Here is a 17,851-nt window from a genome sequence, read left to right as displayed (position 1 = left end):
GATTATTTACTTAATACACAAACCCGATACATGGGAAGATTACCTTTCATCATTGCCGCCTGCATATTCATCATTGCTTTTGATATTTATTGTTATAAAGCCATTATCGCTGTTTTTAAAAAATGGAAACCAGGCACTAAAAAAGTATTTGGCATTATTTACTGGACTTATAGCGCACTATTGATCATTGGCGTTTTCTGCGGCATTTACCTCAATCTTTTTCTTACGTTAAGGGCCATTATTTTGGTTGCCTTTTTTTTAACGGTAGCCTGTAAACTGGCTATGTTGCCCTTTCTGGTACTGGATGATTTACGCAGGTTATTCATTAAGATTTTTAGAAGGAATAAAAAGAGTGAGGTTTCTACAGCACAGAATTCTGCAACTGTGGCAGAACCCATCTCACGTTCAGAGTTTTTAGTTAAAGCCGGATTGGTGGCCGCAGCAGTACCATTAACTTCGCTGAGCTGGGGTATTATTTCCGGCGCATACGATTACCAGGTGAGACGCGTAAATTTAATCCTCCCTAACTTACCCAAGGCTTTTGACGGCATTACCATGGGACAAATTTCGGACATCCACTCTGGCAGCTTTTACAATAAAACAGCCGTAAAAGGTGGTGTAGAAATGCTATTGCGCGAGAAACCCGATTTTGTCTTTTTTACCGGTGATTTGGTGAATAACCTGACCAACGAAGTAAGAGATTACCAGGACATATTTTCTAAAATAAAAGCACCGCTCGGTGTATATTCATCACTGGGAAACCACGATTATGGCGACTATTATTTTGGTAAAGAATCATCTCCTGCCAAGGTAAAAAACCTGAAAGATATGGTTGATGTGCACAAAGTAATGGGTTACGATTTACTTATGAACGAAAACAGGAGATTAAAAGTAGATGGAGAAGAAATCGGGATTTTAGGTATTGAAAATTGGGGTATGGGTCGTTTTCCGAAATATGGCAAAATGGAACTGGCGGTTCAAAATACAGATGATTTACCGGTTAAACTTTTGCTTAGTCACGATCCTTCGCACTGGCGTGGAGAGGTTTTAAAAAAATACCCGCAAATAGATGCCATGTTTAGTGGTCACACACACGGAATGCAGTTTGGTGTTCGTTTAAAAGAGTTTCAATGGAGCCCGGTGCAGTACATTTACAAAGAATGGGCGGGTTTGTACCAGGAGCAAAAACAACAGCTTTATGTTAATGTGGGTTATGGCTTTTTAGGTTATCCGGGCAGGGTTGGTGTTTTACCAGAAATTACAATTTTTACTTTGAAGAGGGCGTAATAAATAAAATTCGTCATTTCGACTGAAGTGCAACGAAATGGAGAAATCTATAAAAGAGATTTAAGTAAATCACCTCATAGATTTCTCCGCCACTTACAGTGGTGTCAGATGTTACCATCTGACTTGTATATAACCGTCAGATGGCAACATCTGACGGCGCAATATAATTATCCCGCGTTAAAGCGATATCCTACGCCCCTAACGGTTTGTAACAACTGTGGATTATCAGGATTTAATTCTATCTTCTTACGTAAACGTACAATGTGCATATCAAGCGTTCTGGTGTTTACATCAGAGTTATAGCCCCATACCACCAACATCAATTCGTCTCGGTTAATTACTTTACCTGGGTTACGCAAGAAATAAAGCAGGATGCGGTTTTCCAATATCGTTAATTCGATCTTCTTTCCATCCCTGAATAAAGTGTGGATGTTTGGATGATGTTCCATATTACCAAAACGGTGAATTTCGGCGGTATCTTTATTCACGATAAATTTCACTTTACTCTCCAGCATCGCCACCAAAACATCCATATTAAATGGTTTGGTGATATAATCAGATGCACCAAAGTTATAGGCGTCAATTTTATCTACATCCTGTGCTTTAGCAGTCATCATAATGATTAGATTTTCAAAACCCTGCTTGCGCACATTCTCGCAAACTTCTGCCCCCTGTTTGCCAGGCATCATCCAATCTAATAAAACAATATCAGGCTGATCGGCTAAAATCATTCTTTCTCCAGCTTCGCCATCATTTGCTTCAAGCACGGTATAACCTTCAGCCTTTAAACGGTGGGCAACAAGAAAGCGAAGATTTTCATCATCTTCTACGATTAATATTTTTACTTCTTTAGACATTTGTATGTGTTTAATGTGGTTGTATGTTGAAACGTTATAAAGTTCGAATGTTGAACACAACCTTACAACATTTCAACCTTTAACTTTCCAATTTTAACTATTATAAGGCAGTACAATTTTAAATTCAGTACCACTTCCTACTTTGCTTTTTACAGAGATCTCTCCCTCCATAAAGTTAACCAGTTCTTTGCAGAATGCCAAACCCAGGCCTACACTGCCCATTTGGTTATATTCATTCTGAATCCTGAAAAACTTCTTAAATATATTGTTTAATTCTGACGATGCGATACCGATCCCTTTATCGGCAAACCGGAAAACCAGTACCCCTTTAATCAGCTTTGCACTAATGTGCAATTTTTTCTGTTCTGGTTTCGAATATTTGTAGGCGTTCTCTGCCAGATTATCGAATAAACTCCCTAATAATACCGGATCGGTAATAAAGGTTTTAAAGCCCACCACTTCATAGGTAATCATAAAATCGGGATGTTTTAAGGTATGCGATTCGATTGTACTTTCAATAAAATCTACAATATTAACTTCTTCCCGGTTCAGTTTAATCGCCTTATTTTCGATCTGCGTAAAGGCCAGTAGTTTATTCATTAAACCATTTAGTTTGTCGGCTTCTTCATCCAGTATCTATTACCGTAAAGCTGCTGCTCCCTTTGGCTTAATGCGGTAGCACTTTTAATATTGTTTCCTGCAATCTTAATTACGCTAACGGGCGTTTTAAACTCATGCGTAAGATTATTCACAAAATCGTATTGCAACTTAAACATTTTACTGTTGATGTTCAGGTTACGGTAAATTAAAAAAGCAACCAATAAAAGCACTCCATATACCAGCAATAACACCAGTGCAATTGGCATGAAGTAAATAAAAATTTCTTTCTTGATGTAAGATCTTGATGAAATAAGGTAGAGCTTAAAATCAGAAAATGCACCTGGCAGGGCAATTTCGGTATTAATGTTTTCATCAGAAGTATCAATCGGATCATAAGTCAACGGCTCAATCCTGATCGTTTGGTACAATAATGGCCTGGTATTAATAATCTTAATTTTATGCGGATCTAATTTAAAAACCATTACATCCTGTGGATAAACCGGAGCTGGGTTAAGCTTGCGCCTGATCATCTCCTTATAAATCCTTAAATCTTCGCGACGTGGAATATTTAAGTAAGTGATTTTGTTTTCGTTTGAGTTAACGATAGAAAAGTTAGTAAATAGTTCCTCTTGCGTGGGTACTGATGCCGTATCAAGATCTTCAACAAAAGTGGCAAGTTTAATGGCGATTGCATTAAAATCGCTTCCCACGTTAAAAGATCTGGTATCATCTTCGGAATATAATTTTATCGAATCGGGTTTTACGCCTTTACCAAACTGGAAAATGGATTTCGGGCCAATACCCAGGTGGTTTGCATTAATTCCATCTTTAACAGGAACATTCTTTACCTCTGTATCATAAAAAGTAACCTTCGAGATAAAAGGGTATTTTAACATCACCGTATCTACAAATTTCGCTGCAGTAGAAGAATCTAAATAACCGCTGTAATACGAAATCTCGGGCATTTTGTTCTGAAAGAAATCGTTATAAGGTTTAATACTCTGCTCAAGCACATTTACTTTCTCGGATACAAAATCATTCTCAATCGATTTCTTGCTATAGTTAAACGCCAGGAAAAGCGACAGGATAAATAAAATGGAAATGAGTACAATGAAGGTTACACCGAGCGAGAAATTTTTACGATAACCACTTTTTTTATCTAAGGCCATACCCTATTTCTTACCTAGATTTTCCTGTAAAAATTCTTCTAAAGCTTTATACAAAGCAGTTCTGCTCTGTTGGCGCACGATTGGGTTTGGCCCCTCTTCCTTTTCGATATAGGTTACCTGAACATTCCGTTTTTTCAGCTCCTTAATAAACTGAACGCCCTCTGCTACATTAACACGTGGATCTTTAGGATTTTGCGCTATAAAAACAGGCGATTTAAACCGATCGGCGTGGAAAACAGGTGATGCAAACCGCATATAATCGGTATCGGTTACCGGATTGCCAACAATTTCATAATACATCTGCAGGTTCGCTTTTAAAAACGGTGGAATGGTTTTCAGGTAACTAAATAAATTGATTACACCTGAGTTTGATCCACCACACTTATAAAGATCGGGATTTTTATACAAACAATTTAATGCAATATAACCACCAAAACCATTGCCATAAATGGCGATTTTTTTAGGATTGGCAATTTTTTTAGCAATTAACCATTTTACGCCATCATTAACATCTTCTTGTATTTTATCGCTCCACTGCTTAAAACCAGCAGCATAAAAAGATTTTCCATAACCGGTAGACCCACGATAGTTTACCTGCAAAACAGCATAACCACGGTTAGCTAAAAATTGTACTTCTGCATTATAGCCCCAGCTATTTCTCCCTGTAGGGCCATTATGCGGCAAAACGACTACAGGCAAATTAACTGCTTTTTTATTTTTAGGTAAGGTTAAATAGCCGTTAATAGTTAAATTATCAGCACTTTTAAAACAGATTGGTTTCATGGCACTCATATCGCCCTGTTTAATAGATGGGCTAATATCAGTTAGTTTTTTAAGTTTATTCTCGCTAACGGTATAGAGGTAATAAGAACCCGGATTTTTATCGGTAAATGTTCTTACCACAAAAACCTTATCCATTTTATCCTTATCCATAATTTTCCATTCGGTACCTGGCAAAAGCCGGTCTATTTTCGAATAGGTAATCCTGGTACTGTCATCAAGGTAATATTTTTCCTTTTTCCAGGTTTCGCAGGTTACGAATAGCATTTTCTTTTGTGGGCGCGAATATTTTGCATCTACTACATTTAAGGTATCGTTTGCAAAAAGCACCTGTTTTTCTTTACCGGTTTTTAAATCGAGTGCCACTAGTGCATTCTTATCTCTGTTTACATTAGAAATGGCGTAAAGTATATTTGGTTGATCTTCCGAAAAAGCAATGGGCTGCAAAGTGGTTTCAAAATTATTAGTAATTACCGGAGCAAAGGCCTGGTTTTCGTTTTCGCGGTACATTAAAGTTTCGTTCACCCCATCGCTCGCTACAGCAATTTTCAATACCCCCCTATTATCCGTCATCCATTCGGTAATATTGCCTGGATTTTTGGCCGCGATATCCATCTTACCATTCCGAACATTTAAACGATAAACATCAAAAACTGTCGAATCGCGTTTGTTCGATGCAACAATAATGTATTTATCATCAATTAACTGATCTTCTATTACCCTTAGCCTGCTTTTCTCATTGGCACTCAGCTGCACTTGCTTGCTTCCATCTTTATTGATTACGAAAATATCCGATTTACGCTCTTTAGATTCGTCTTCAGTATAATAAATCAACTCATTATTGCTGGTCCAGAAATGGAAACTGATATTCTTTCCATTTAAGTGGGTTAACTGAACACTATTTCCGGTAGCAAGATCTTCAACAAAAAGATCAAGTTTTTTATCATGAAGTTTTAAATAAGAAAGACTTTTCCCATCTGGAGAAATGCGATAATAGGCTTTATCCTGTGTTTTAAAAAAATCGTCTACAGGAATAGTATCATTGTTAGTGCCTTTACAAGCCCAAATCAATGCAACCATTAACAATAGAAAAATCTTTTTTAGCATAAATAAATCCTTTACGGGATGACAAAAATAAGTATCACAACAACTTAACCGCGATTTACACCAACAATGTTACTTATGCAATCAATAATAAGTCGTGGGTCAATTTAGTATTTATAAAATACCTACAAAATAAAATACAGGTAACATTTAAAATACGTTTAATATCAATTGACGCTTTAGCTAAAGATGTATTAAAATGTTACATTTAAAACTTATAATTTAGGGTTTATGAACCGCTTGTTTTTCATTATATTCTTATTCCTATCGCTTGGGGCCAATGCACAAATCTTCCGCCCCAATCAGCAGATTGCACCCGATGAAAGTAGTCTGGCTATCCAATACTATCAGGATGGAGATTATGAAAAGGCAGTTATTTTACTGGAAAAACTCTATGCCATCCCCAATAACGAAGCCTATTTCGATATTTATTTTAATACATTGGTAAAATTGAAGCGTTATGATGTTGCAGAGAAGGTGGTTAAAAGGGAAATCAAAAAAAATTCGCAAAACGATGTTTATCCAATCGCATTGGGCAAGCTTTATCAGGAGAAGGGTGATGTACCGGCAGCAAACAAGATTTTTACTGAGGTAATTAATAAACTTCCGAAAGATGAATTTAAAATCAGGAATTTAGCCAATAGCTTTTACCGGTTCGAAAATTACGACTATGCGGTACAAACCTTTAAACAGGGACGCAAACTCTTAGGTAACGATCAAATGTTTGCCTTTGAGTTATTAAACATGTACCGTTTTAAAAAGGATAAACCCATGCTTATGCAGGAGTATCTTGATGCACTTGGAACAATGCCACAACTTTTACCCCAGGCTGAAGCTGTACTATCTTCTATTTTTGAAGATAAAAACGATTATCAAACCTTTCAGGCGGCCATTTTAAGAAAAGTACAGAAAGAGCCTGATGCAGAAATTTATATTCAGCTGCTTACCTGGAACTATATTCAGCAACAGGAATTTGATATGGCCCTGCGCCAGCTAATTGCGTACGATAAACGTACTAAAGCTGATGGGGGCACCTTATTTAATGCGATCTATACCTTTGTTGATAATGGCGCCTATGAAACAGCGATTAAAGCCTACGATTATCTGCTAACCAAAGGAAAGGATAACCAGTATTATCTACCTTCAAAAATAGAAATGCTGAATACCAAATATAACCTGCGTACCAACGGGAAATATACCGTTGCCGACCTTGATCTGCTAGCGAAAGATTATCAGGCATTATTGGAAGAAAATGGCAAGAACAGGAATACACTTTTTGCCATAAAAAAACTGGCAAACTTGCAGGCTTATTATTTAAATCAACCTGGCAGCGCAGAAAAAGAACTGGAAGAAGCGATAAAAATGCCAGGCATTAACGATCAGGACTTAGGCCAGCTAAAACTCGATTTAGGCGATATTTACATTTTAACCAACCAACCCTGGGAAGCTTTTTTAGTGTACGAGCAGGTAAGCAAACAGTTTGAAGGCCAACCTGTTGGAAATGAAGCGCGCTTCAGGAGCGCTAAACTTTCCTTTTATCAGGGTAATTTCGAATACAGCAATGGTCAATGCCTGGTTTTAAAGGCCGCAACTTCGCAACTCATTGCAAACGATGCCTTGAACCTGAGTTTGCTGATTAACGATAATATTCAAACCCCTGCAGATAGCAATGCACTAAAAATGTATGCTGATGCAGAGATGCTTTTATTTAGAAACCTTCCTGAACGTGCAGTTAAAAAAATGGATAGTATTGCGATAGCCTTTCCACAAAATAGCCTGACCGATGCGATAATGATGAGCAAAGCAAGGATTTTCATTAAAGCCAACGATTATCAAAAAGCAGCCGATATCTTAAAAAAAGTAACTGAAGATTTTAAAGATGGTATCTGGACGGATGATGCCCTTTTTACCTTAGGCGATCTTTATGAAAAGAAATTGAACGACATTGCACAGGCTAAAATTTATTTCCAGAAACTAATTACTGATTACCCCGGAAGCATGTTCAGTGCTGAAGCCAGAAAAAGATTTAGAAATTTACGCGGTGACGGGGTTTGATTAGTTAGTTCATTAGCCATTAGTAGATGGTTAATTGTTGAAATTGGTTAACTGAAAACTACCAACTGACAACTGGTTAATCTTCCAATTCCAAACCACAACATTCCATTCTACCTCACTACTATCGGTATAAGTGTAAATTACTTCAAAGCCGATACGCTTGTGGGCATTCATAGATCGTAAATTGATACTTGCAATTTCAGTGATTGCAAAATCGTATCTTGATTTAAAAAAATCCTTATAAGCATTATAACATTGATCAAATAAACCCTTACCCCGATAATTCTGACCAACACAAACCTGGCCTACAACAATATAGTGATAAGCAGAAACAGGTTTATTCTGATATAGAATATGATCGAAGCTTTCGTACATTTCGGTCAGCCTCGGAATATCATTCTTAGATTGTTCGGTCATCCCAAGTACATAGGCTGCAACCTCTTCCCCATCTTTTGCAATAATGTTGGGTTCATACTGATGCATCTTTTCCAAATCATCAAGCGAATGCGATACAGTAACAAAACCCTGTTCTTTTATTTGCTCAGGTGTTAAATCGTTTTTTAGGTTTTGCTTTTGAAGTTTAAGAATTCCTTCAAGCTCTTTAGTAGTAGATGAATTGGCAATGGAAATCATTTCTAAATGGCAGATGACTTAGGCATCTAATGCAATGATAGTTAACGTTAGTAACAAAATGAAGCAAATGCCTGCTAATATTAAGATCCTCGCACCATGTTGTCTATCGGTTAGTGAATAAGAAAAAACTTTCTCACCAGTACTCAGTGTTCTTTTTTTCTTCATTAAATCCCAGCCTATAACCAGGCCTAAAATGCCGCCGAAAATTGCAGTAAGATAACCAGTGTAAATGTAATTGCGGGTGGAATTATCTATTTTTTGAGAGCCGTTAGTTCGTATCATGCTTAAAAACAATGGGAATTAGCAAATTTAACAGATTAACACCACTTTAAAGAATAAAATCAAACATCATCAATTTTTTAACATTTATATATTATTTACCTTTACTGCATGTTTTTATATAATGTTACGCTCATCATTGATGATGCAGCGGCTGAAGAATGGTTACAGTGGATGCAGGATATCCATATTCCACAGGTTATGGCTACAGGTATGTTTGTTTCTAACCGCTTATTAAAGGTGGTAGATTCTCCTAACGAAGGCGTAACCTATTGCGCACAGTATGTTGCAGAAACAATGGATCATTACAACAATTACCAGGAAGAATTTGCTCCAGCCCTACAGGCAGAGTTAAATGAAAGATATAAAAACCGTTTTGTAGCCTATCGCAGTTTAATGGAATTTGTCGGTTAGACTTCCGACTAAGGACTAAGGACTTCGGACTTATTTAAGCTTCTCGTTATTCTTATGCCTGTCTGCATCGCGGATGCTCTTTTTCTCCAGGTTTTTTTCTAAAGCGTCAGTTAAGTTTATGCCCGTTTGATTAGCCAGGCAGATTAACACGAACATAACATCGGCCATTTCATCGGCAAGGTTTACCTCTTCATCGCTTTTTTTAAACGACTGCTCGCCGTACTTACGGGCCATAATCCGGGCAACCTCTCCAACTTCTTCCATCAAAATGGCGGTATTGGTTAATTCGTTAAAATAACGGATGCCTGTAGTTTTAATCCAACGATCTACCGTTTCCTGTGCTTCATTAATGGTCATTTTTTTCTTCTTCTATTTCTGATTTTATAATGTTGCTCACTTCGGTTTTGGCACCTTCAAGCAAAAACACACCTGCACCTTTTTCTCTCACATAGGGTGTTTTAATTTCACCAATTTTGGTGATCCTGGCAAAATAGGGTTGTTCCCGCTTACGTTGCGGATCTTTGTCGTTCCATTCGGTGATCATGATGAAATCTTTGATCGGTTTATCCATGTTAAACCAATACAGGTAATCGGCATTGTACGATACTGCATTGATGTTTTTATATTTTGAGTAATAATTGATTGCGCCGGCCTGTCCATAATTATCGGCACGTACCAATAGGGTAGATTTATCTTTAACCCTTCCATAAGCAATATCAACCAATGTGGCCATTTCTTTCCAGCCTTGCATATCGGCATAATCTTGCGGCAGCTGGTGGTTTTTCCCGTCTTCCCAGCGTAAGGCACCCACCCGTTCAAATCTTTTATGGTGGGCAACAATTTCATCAGGGCTATAAACCGGCATAATAAGCGGTATCAGATAAATAAAAGAGCCAATAGTAAAAGCAAATAACAATCCGGTTAGCACATACTTTTTTAACAGAAATCGACCTAAATAAACAGCTCCAAAAGCCAGTAAAACTGGATATAAACCTAAGGCATAATAGTCTTTTGCTTTAAAATAGCTAAATACAATAAGGGTAAACAGGTAGGTAAGGATAATCCATCTGTATTTTTGAAAATCTTTACAAAAAATCAAGCTCCAAATTCCCGCTATGAGAATAAAGATCGCATTGATAAAAAAGAGAAGTTGCCCGATAAAAAAATCAATCCGGTTTACATGGACCAATTGTGTGGCCTGCAAAAGTTTCATGTGTGTAAGCACCGGAAAGTGATGGTTAATCTGCCAGATTATATTGGGCGAAATGATTAAAAGCGCAAGTAAAATGGCCAGATAAAAATGTTTATCGGTAAATATTTTTCGTTTTGATGTAATGAGTATAGCTGGCAATAAACCAATGATGAGAAAAAGGATGTTGTATTTATTTAAAAACCCAAGAGCTACAACAATGGCAAAGTAATACAGGTATTTAGCATCATTTTTATCGAAATATTTTATGAGGTAATAGAACATGGCCGTCCACGCCAAAACATCGAAAGAGTTGGGTTGGTAAAGGGTATTTAACCTTAGCAGAGAAGAACATAGACAGGCAACCGCCACCAAACATTTGGCCAATAGATTACCTTTTAAAAAATCGACGATTTTCCAGCAGTAGAGTATGGTAAAGGCACCCAATAATGCAGGAACGAGCTTTACCATAAAAACGCCGTTGCCACAAGCTTTAATCAGCCACGAAAATAGGGAAGTTAAAGGCGGAACGGAGGTAAAACCCGCTGCTAAGTGATTGGCCTGATCTAAATGCAGGAATTCATCACGATGCAGTTCGTAAACGGAATTAACCAAAATAAAAGATAAAACTAATTTTAACAATAGAAAAAACACGAGACAGCTATACTCCGTTAGCCGGTTTAGATTTTTATCATTCATATAACTATGTTCAAAATTTTCTCGAATTAGATTGAATATGATTTTTGACAGTTCGTTGCTTAATTAGTTACGTCTGCGCAATATAAATTTAATTATTCCTTGTTTTTTGTGTCGATAGTAATGGTAACTGGACCATCATTTAATAAAGCGATTTTCATATCGGCACCAAAAATCCCTGTTTTTACTTTTTTACCCAATAAGGCTGATAATTTTTCAATCATTTTCTCGTACAGCGGAATGGCTATATCTGGTCGTGCTGCTCTTGTAAATCCCGGGCGGTTTCCTTTCTTTGTTGCAGCAAATAATGTAAACTGACTGATCAACAAGATATCGCCACCAACATCTGCGAGTGCTTTATTCAGTAATCCGTTTTCATCACCAAAAACACGCATACCGATAATTTTCTGCGCCAGCCAATCTAAATCCTCTAGAGCATCGGCATCTTCTATGCCCAACAACACCAGAAATCCTATTTCAATCGCTCCTGTTATCTCACCATCAACTGTGCAACTTGCCTGGGTAACTCTTTGTAAAACTGCTCGCATTTTATACTACTTTTGCTCAATAAAATTGATATGCGCAAGATAAGTATTTTAGTGATCTCTGTATTTTTCTTCTTTGGATGCAAGCAAAAATCAATTGTTCATCCAACTTTTTACTATTGGAAAACAGATTACCAGAATAAAAAGGAAGAAACCGATTATCTTGATCACTTTAAATCAAAATCTTTATATGTACGGATCATGGATGTAGATTTTAATCCCGATCTGCAATTACCCGTACCCATTTCGCCGATTAAATTTTCAGACCCCATACCCAAGCAGGTCAATATTATCCCAGTTGTGTTTATCGTTAACCAGGTTTTTAATAAGATTGACACCTTGCAAACTGCAGTTATGGCCAATCGCATTGCCAAATTTGTAGCCGCAAAAGTAAAACAGGCCGGAAAACAAAATTATGCGGAATTACAGATTGATTGTGATTGGACTAAAGGCACCAGAAACAGGTATTTTAAATTTTTAGAGCAATTAAGTGCCAATTCACTTTTAAAGGGCAAAACCATTTCGGTAACCTTGCGATTGCATCAAATTAAAAACATTGTGTCGAGTGGAATTCCACCAGTAGAGAAAGGCATTTTAATGTGTTACAATATGGGCAACCTGCGTAAATATGGCGAGCAGAACTCTATATTGGATCAAAACGAAATGAATCTTTACCTAAAAGATTTTCTAGAACAATATCCCTTACCACTTGATGTGGCCTTACCCATTTTCGAATGGGCAGTAGTGTTCAGGAACGAGCAATATGCAGGTATTTCCAGGCGGATTGAGAAGATTCAGATTGAGGATAAAAAACTTTTTAAGCGAAGGGGAAATTCCATTCTTTATGATCTACTTACTGATTATCCTGCCGCAGGACTAAAACAAGGCGATGTGGTAAGGTGGGAAGAGATTTCTCCCGAAGATTTACTTTCTACATCCGAATTTTTATCGCGATATTTAAGTCCTAGGGAACGCAACCTCGTTTTTTACCATTTAGATACCGACCTCTTAAAACATTTCACCGATGAAGACTTTCAAAAAGTTATCGCTAATTTTTAGTGTATTTCTCATCACTTTTTTCGGCGAAATTGCTATAAACCTTGCCTGTGGGCCAGAGTCCGACCCATATGATTACTATCCTACTTATTTCCTTAATAATGTACAGGGCGATGAATACGCTTCGTTTGCCTACAATCAGATGGTTTACTTATACAATGATAGGGATTTCGAAACGGAAGAAAATGTTAACGGCGAGGAGTGGGGTAAATATCTAGGTGTAAAAAAGAGCGATGTAATCGATGCCATGTACGATGTTGATAGCGCGACAAGTGTTTTGCTCAAAACCTTTTCAAAACAGACTTTTAAGAAATTCCCAGACAGTCTCCGAAAAAACCAGTTTCTAACCAGACTAACCGGAAATACCACCGCATCAAAATATTTTCGTTTTGCAAAAAGCTGTGAGCCATACATCGCCATTAATTTTGACTACTGGAAAGTAAAACAGAAAGATTCAGCTGCAATGATCCAGAAAGGTTGCGATGCCTTGGATTCGATAAATAAAGTGAGCACCGATAACTTCTTAAAGCTACGGTATGCCTTTCAGGCGCAAAGAATGTTTAGTTACGCCGGAGACTCTGGTCAGGCCGAATCGACTTATCACCAATTTATCAAAAATGCAAAAACAGTCAGTGCAATAAAAGGCTGGTCGCTTGCCATACATGCAGGATCTGTAGCAGACGGTAACGAATCAGCTTATCTGTTTTCAAAAGTGTTTAACAACAATCCTGAAAAAAGGGTGCTTGCCTATAAAAATTATAGGTATACACATAGTAATGTTAATGAAGTTTTAAAGCTTGCAAAAAACAATGACGAAAAAGCTACTATTTTAGCAATAAACGGATTTGGAGAACCTACCTATAATTTAAAAACGCTTAAGGAAGTATACAAATTAAGCCCGAAAAGCCTGTTAAATGGCGCCCTGCTTGTCCGCGAAGTAAATAAACTCGAAGAAAAAATAATCAGAAGTGAGCAAATCGCAAAAGATTTTCCAACCATCTATTATGAAAGATGGGATAATGCCATAAATAAAGACAGTTTGCAAAATGTCGGCTTATCAAATCTGAAAAACATCAAAGCTTTTGCACTTCAGCTGGCCAATGAAAAAAAGTACCCTCAACCAGAACTTGGTACCTTAACCGCTGCATATTTATTGTGGATGGAAAAAAAAGATGCATTAGCAAATACTTATATAAAAAAATTAAATCCTACAAAGCTTCCTGAAAGGTTAAAGGATCAATACCGCATAATCGATTTATTAATTAAAGCCAGAAACATAAAAGTAGGGAATAATTTCAATGAGGATGAACTTATTCCTACCTTAAAATGGCTTGACAAAAAAAGGTTCGTTGAAAATGCAAAAAAACCAGTTCAAGAATACTACTACAACTGGGGCGATGCCGAAAACCGTTTTACAAAAACAACACGTAATTTTTATCAGCAGATCCTTGCGCCATCATATCTGAAAAAAGGAGATACCGCAAAAGCAGCACTGGCTATGTTAAAAGGAGATGCAGGGCATAGAAATTTTTCAAAGCAGGTTAAACTTAAAGACATGAGCTTCCAAACCATTACTTTTTGGCAAAAACGATTAACGCCCAAAATAATGGCCAGGCTGGCAAAATACAGATCAGGAAGAAATTTTAATGGTATCGATTCGTTATTGGCAATGAGTTCGAAAAGCATTGATCGGGATGATTTTTATGAACTGTACGGAACTGCGTACCTACGCGATCATCAATACGGTAGCGCCTTAAACATGCTCAATAAAATTTCGCCAAAGTACAAATACCTTGATACTGATAATTGGTATGGCAATGATTCTATATTCTATTCAATCCCATTTGTCGAAACCATCAAAGATTATCCAAAACAACATGTGAGCGCTAAAGGAGCATTCAACAAGAAAACCTTTGCCAAAGAAATGGTCCGTTTGCAGAGGTTAACCGTAAAGGACAAAAAGAATGCCGCAAACTATTATTTTAAGATGGCAAATGCGGTTTACCAAACGGGTTATTTTGGCAATAGCTGGTTTTTGATCAGTTACGATTGGACGAGTTTTGAGAATTTTAATCTTGTACAATATCCATATGAAATGGATTACAAAAAAGCCTACATGGCAAAAAAATGGTATACAAAAGCAAGGGCGTTAAGTACAAATATAGATTTTAAAGGAAAATGCACCTTTATGCTAGCTAAATGTGCACAACATCAGATTCTCCGATCAAGTGAGAGCGGTTATTACATGCATGGCAAAGATTACAAAATTTTTATACGCGCAAACATTAATAACCCATATTTTGAGGAATTAAAACAGAAGTATGGCAAAACACCGTTTTATCAAACTGTTTTAGGTGAATGCAGTTATCTGAAAGATTTTATTGCAGGAAAATAAAACAAACTACCTCTAAATTTTTATCACGATATTTAGCCCCCAAAGACCGGAATCTTGTTTTCTACCATTTAGACACCGACCTATTAAAACATTTTACCCATGACGACGTTCAAAAAATTATCGCTAATTTTTAGTATATTCCTGATTACATTTTTCGGCGAAATTGCTGTAAATCTTGCCTGTGGCGGCGAGATCGATCCCTATGATTATTATATTTCTTATTTCCACAACAACATTGAAGGGGATGAATATGCTCCGTTCGCCTACAACCAGATGGTTTACCTCAACAGTGAAACGGATATAGAAAGCGAACCTGACATTAACAGCCGCGAATGGGCAAAATACCTCAATGTAAAAAAAGACGATGTGCTAAAAGTAATGTACAAAACCGATAGCGCTACAGATGTAAAACTGGTGAATTTTAATGGCAACATTTCGCTATTACCAGATAGCTTGCAACAGAACAGTTTTATCCAGGCGTTAGGCAAACACAAAGAACCATTAAAGTATTATCAATTTGCCAAAAGCTGTGAACCATTAGCCAATGTAGAATTCAGTCTTTGGGATGCAACTCCACGCGATACGGCTGCAATGGCTACCAAAGCTAATGAAGGTTTAAAATTGACAGAAGGCGAAAAAGATGGTTTTCTAAAATTACGCTATGCTTATCAGGCTGAACGGATGTTCCATTTCGCAGGATTGCACACCGAAAGCAAATCGACTTACGAAAAGTATATCAAAACCAGCAAGCTAAACAGTTCAGTTAAAGGTTGGGCATTGGCTTTATATGCAGGGTCTACCCGTAGGTTGGGCAATCCAGAAGAATCGGCCTTTTTATTTTCGAAGGTTTTTGCAAGTAATCCGGAACGGAGAGTGCAGGCTTATAAAAATTATTATTATACCAGTTCGCCGGTTAACGGCGCATTAAAATATGCGAAAACCAATAACGAGAAAGCCAATATCTGGGCAATAAACGGGTTTGGTGATGCTGATTCGGGTATAGAAAGCTTGAATAAAGTTTATCAGTACGAACCAAAAAGCCAGCTCAACGGCACGCTGCTGGTACGCGAAGTAAATAAATTAGAGCAAGATCTTATCGAGGCAAACGACATTGCCAAAATTGGTTATAACTATTACTTTTCGGATAATGGCAATCCCAAATACAAGGACAGTTTAAAAAATATTAACTTAAAACACCTGAATGAAATCAGGAACTTTGCAGTAAAACTGGCTACCGAGAAGAAATATCCACAACCAGAACTGGGTACATTAACCGCAGCGTACTTATCGTGGATGGAGAATAAAGATTTTTTAGCCTCAAATTACCTGGCCATATTAAAACCTGATAAATTACCAGAAAGATTACGCGACCAATATCGCATTACCGATTTATTAATCAAGGCGAAAAATATCAAAAAAGGAAATCCTTTTAATGAGAGCGATTTATTGCCCACCTTAAAATGGCTTGATGAAAAACGTTTTGCAGAAAACAGCACCCAACCAAAAGAGCCCTATTATTATGATACCGACCGTGCCAGCAAGCGTTTTAGCAGAACCACCAGAAACTTTTATCAGCAGATATTAGCTCCGGCTTATTTGAATATGGGCGATACTGCAAAAGCGGCATTAGCAATGGTTAAAGGCGACCTGGAATACAAAACGTTAAAAGAGAATTCGCTTTTCCAGAATATGAGCTACCAAAGCATCGCTTTTTGGCAGAAAAACTTGAGTCCGAAAAGTATGCAGGGCTTAGCTGTTTACAAAACAAAAGCAGCGGGCAATGATGTTACTGCTTTATTGGCTTCAGCTTTAAACCAGCTTAAAAACGATGATTTTTATGAGCTTTATGGCACCACTTATCTGCGAACGCATCAGTATGACAAAGCTGTGCAGATGTTTACAAAGGTTTCGCCGGGCTATCAGTATTTCAATCCACAGAATTGGTATGGCCCTGAATCGGATTCAAAATTGTATGCCAATCCTTTTATCGAAACCATTAACGATTACCCTAAGAAATATGTAACGGCTAAAGCATCGATTACCAAAAAGGCTTTTGCTGCAGAAATGCTGCGTCTGCAGAAATTAATCGTTAGTGATAAAAAGAATGCTTCACTTTACTATTATAAAATGGCCAATGCGGTTTATCAAACCGGTTATTTTGGCAACAGTTGGTTCTTAATCAGTTACGATTGGTCATCGTACGACAACAGCAACCCGGCAAGATATGTATATGATGGCGATTACAAAAAAGCACAAACGGCAAAAGCCTGGTATTTAAAGGCGAGAGCACTAAGTACCAATGCCGATTTTAAAGCAAAATGTACTTTTATGTTGGCAAAATGTTTGCAAAAGCAGATTATCATGAATGCCAACCCATTATCATTTTATTATTACGATAAAAAAGATGTGAAATGGAGAAACTTTATCAAAGCTAATTACAACAACCCTTATCTTAAAGAATTAAGGTTTAACTACAACAAAACTCCTTTTTATACTGTTGCAGCAGGAGAATGCAGTTATTTAGGAGATTTTATCAGGCCAAAAACGCAATAACCCTTCGACTACGCTCAGGGTGACACACAATGCAGAAGAATGGTCGTCCTTTAGATTTGTTTTGATATTTTATTTAAGGATAATAACTATTTACTTTGCTTAAATTATAAATCAGATTACCTAAAACGGTAGCGGCACATTAAAAGTTCGTCAAGGTTTTTATACCTATGAGATGATGCAATCCGCTACCGTTTTTTCCCTTAGTGACCAGATAACAATTAGGGCAATACCCATTATTA

Annotated in this window: 15 protein-coding genes; 6 read left to right on the top strand and 9 right to left on the bottom strand. The window is 37.2% G+C overall.

The window, feature by feature from the left end; translation table 11 throughout:
• The first annotated feature begins 30 nt into the window (after nt 1-30).
• The gene (locus tag QF042_RS04220) at nt 31-1,287 is read left to right on the top strand and encodes a metallophosphoesterase (protein WP_307525652.1); all 1,257 of its coding nucleotides are present in this window, start codon (nt 31-33) and stop codon (nt 1,285-1,287) included.
• A gap of 167 nt (nt 1,288-1,454) precedes the next feature.
• Here QF042_RS04220 and QF042_RS04215 read toward each other — a convergent pair whose 3' ends face one another.
• The 4 genes from QF042_RS04215 to QF042_RS04200 all read right to left on the bottom strand — a co-directional run bounded on the left by QF042_RS04215 (nt 1,455) and on the right by QF042_RS04200 (nt 5,800).
• Nucleotides 1,455-2,144 carry a response regulator transcription factor gene (locus QF042_RS04215; protein ID WP_086547960.1) on the bottom strand — a complete coding sequence of 230 codons (690 nt, stop codon included), beginning with the start codon at nt 2,142-2,144 and terminating at the stop codon, nt 1,455-1,457.
• A gap of 93 nt (nt 2,145-2,237) precedes the next feature.
• Nucleotides 2,238-2,744, bottom strand: coding sequence for a sensor histidine kinase KdpD (locus tag QF042_RS04210; RefSeq protein WP_307525649.1), 507 nt, complete (start codon nt 2,742-2,744; stop codon nt 2,238-2,240).
• An 8-nt stretch (nt 2,745-2,752) separates the two neighbouring features.
• Nucleotides 2,753-3,913: a hypothetical protein gene (locus QF042_RS04205; protein WP_307525647.1), complete on the bottom strand. Its 1,161-nt coding sequence runs from the start codon at nt 3,911-3,913 to the stop codon at nt 2,753-2,755.
• A 3-nt stretch (nt 3,914-3,916) separates the two neighbouring features.
• Nucleotides 3,917-5,800, bottom strand: a complete 1,884-nt coding sequence (locus QF042_RS04200; protein ID WP_307525645.1) for a prolyl oligopeptidase family serine peptidase — start codon at nt 5,798-5,800, stop codon at nt 3,917-3,919.
• 228 nt (nt 5,801-6,028) lie between these two features.
• On the opposite strand from QF042_RS04200, the gene QF042_RS04195 reads away from it, so the two are divergent.
• The gene (locus tag QF042_RS04195; RefSeq protein ID WP_307525643.1) at nt 6,029-7,852 is read left to right on the top strand and encodes a tetratricopeptide repeat protein; all 1,824 of its coding nucleotides are present in this window, start codon (nt 6,029-6,031) and stop codon (nt 7,850-7,852) included.
• Nucleotides 7,853-7,882: 30 nt separating this feature from the next.
• On the opposite strand, the gene QF042_RS04190 is transcribed toward QF042_RS04195, so the two are convergent.
• Nucleotides 7,883-8,485, bottom strand: coding sequence for a GNAT family N-acetyltransferase (locus QF042_RS04190; protein WP_307525641.1), 603 nt, complete (start codon nt 8,483-8,485; stop codon nt 7,883-7,885).
• 18 nt (nt 8,486-8,503) lie between these two features.
• On the bottom strand, nt 8,504-8,767 hold the full coding sequence (locus QF042_RS04185; RefSeq protein WP_307525639.1) for a hypothetical protein: 264 nt from the start codon (nt 8,765-8,767) through the stop codon (nt 8,504-8,506).
• 108 nt (nt 8,768-8,875) lie between these two features.
• Between QF042_RS04185 and QF042_RS04180 the strand changes: the two genes are divergently transcribed.
• Nucleotides 8,876-9,178, top strand: a complete 303-nt coding sequence (locus QF042_RS04180) for a DUF4286 family protein (RefSeq protein WP_307525637.1) — start codon at nt 8,876-8,878, stop codon at nt 9,176-9,178.
• Nucleotides 9,179-9,208: 30 nt separating this feature from the next.
• On the opposite strand, the gene QF042_RS04175 is transcribed toward QF042_RS04180, so the two are convergent.
• The 3 genes from QF042_RS04175 to dtd form a co-directional block, all read right to left on the bottom strand.
• Complete coding sequence (locus tag QF042_RS04175) at nt 9,209-9,535, bottom strand: nucleotide pyrophosphohydrolase (RefSeq protein ID WP_116248788.1); 327 nt, start codon at nt 9,533-9,535, stop codon at nt 9,209-9,211.
• On the bottom strand, nt 9,525-11,066 hold the full coding sequence (locus QF042_RS04170) for a glycosyltransferase family 39 protein (protein WP_307525634.1): 1,542 nt from the start codon (nt 11,064-11,066) through the stop codon (nt 9,525-9,527). The genes QF042_RS04175 and QF042_RS04170 overlap by 11 nt, the downstream gene beginning before the upstream one ends.
• A gap of 92 nt (nt 11,067-11,158) precedes the next feature.
• Nucleotides 11,159-11,611 (bottom strand): D-aminoacyl-tRNA deacylase, encoded by a 453-nt coding sequence (gene dtd, locus QF042_RS04165; protein WP_307525633.1) that lies wholly within the window; start codon nt 11,609-11,611, stop codon nt 11,159-11,161.
• 30 nt (nt 11,612-11,641) lie between these two features.
• Here dtd and QF042_RS04160 point away from each other — a divergent pair, with 30 nt between their 5' ends.
• The 3 genes from QF042_RS04160 (at nt 11,642) to QF042_RS04150 (ending at nt 17,612) form a co-directional block, all read left to right on the top strand.
• A complete protein-coding gene (locus tag QF042_RS04160) occupies nt 11,642-12,667 on the top strand; it encodes a hypothetical protein (protein ID WP_307525631.1) in 1,026 nt (341 codons plus the stop codon).
• The gene (locus QF042_RS04155) at nt 12,633-15,059 is read left to right on the top strand and encodes a hypothetical protein (protein WP_307525629.1); all 2,427 of its coding nucleotides are present in this window, start codon (nt 12,633-12,635) and stop codon (nt 15,057-15,059) included. The genes QF042_RS04160 and QF042_RS04155 overlap by 35 nt, the downstream gene beginning before the upstream one ends.
• A 99-nt stretch (nt 15,060-15,158) precedes the next feature.
• Complete coding sequence (locus QF042_RS04150; protein ID WP_307525627.1) at nt 15,159-17,612, top strand: hypothetical protein; 2,454 nt, start codon at nt 15,159-15,161, stop codon at nt 17,610-17,612.
• The last annotated feature ends 239 nt before the right edge of the window (nt 17,613-17,851 follow it).

The organism is Pedobacter sp. W3I1 (assembly GCF_030816015.1).
Taxonomy (GTDB): domain Bacteria; phylum Bacteroidota; class Bacteroidia; order Sphingobacteriales; family Sphingobacteriaceae; genus Pedobacter.
Note: the sequence above shows the minus strand (reverse complement) of the source record. Positions and strands in the feature narration are given on the sequence as shown.

Coding starts and splice junctions, on each gene's coding strand:
- QF042_RS04220 (WP_307525652.1), top strand. CDS start 31: ATGGGAAGATTACCTTTCATCATTGCCGCCTGCATATTCATCATTGCT.
- QF042_RS04215 (WP_086547960.1), bottom strand. CDS start 2,144: ATGTCTAAAGAAGTAAAAATATTAATCGTAGAAGATGATGAAAATCTT.
- QF042_RS04210 (WP_307525649.1), bottom strand. CDS start 2,744: ATGAATAAACTACTGGCCTTTACGCAGATCGAAAATAAGGCGATTAAA.
- QF042_RS04205 (WP_307525647.1), bottom strand. CDS start 3,913: ATGGCCTTAGATAAAAAAAGTGGTTATCGTAAAAATTTCTCGCTCGGT.
- QF042_RS04200 (WP_307525645.1), bottom strand. CDS start 5,800: ATGCTAAAAAAGATTTTTCTATTGTTAATGGTTGCATTGATTTGGGCT.
- QF042_RS04195 (WP_307525643.1), top strand. CDS start 6,029: ATGAACCGCTTGTTTTTCATTATATTCTTATTCCTATCGCTTGGGGCC.
- QF042_RS04190 (WP_307525641.1), bottom strand. CDS start 8,485: ATGATTTCCATTGCCAATTCATCTACTACTAAAGAGCTTGAAGGAATT.
- QF042_RS04185 (WP_307525639.1), bottom strand. CDS start 8,767: ATGATACGAACTAACGGCTCTCAAAAAATAGATAATTCCACCCGCAAT.
- QF042_RS04180 (WP_307525637.1), top strand. CDS start 8,876: ATGTTTTTATATAATGTTACGCTCATCATTGATGATGCAGCGGCTGAA.
- QF042_RS04175 (WP_116248788.1), bottom strand. CDS start 9,535: ATGACCATTAATGAAGCACAGGAAACGGTAGATCGTTGGATTAAAACT.
- QF042_RS04170 (WP_307525634.1), bottom strand. CDS start 11,066: ATGAATGATAAAAATCTAAACCGGCTAACGGAGTATAGCTGTCTCGTG.
- dtd (WP_307525633.1), bottom strand. CDS start 11,611: ATGCGAGCAGTTTTACAAAGAGTTACCCAGGCAAGTTGCACAGTTGAT.
- QF042_RS04160 (WP_307525631.1), top strand. CDS start 11,642: ATGCGCAAGATAAGTATTTTAGTGATCTCTGTATTTTTCTTCTTTGGA.
- QF042_RS04155 (WP_307525629.1), top strand. CDS start 12,633: ATGAAGACTTTCAAAAAGTTATCGCTAATTTTTAGTGTATTTCTCATC.
- QF042_RS04150 (WP_307525627.1), top strand. CDS start 15,159: ATGACGACGTTCAAAAAATTATCGCTAATTTTTAGTATATTCCTGATT.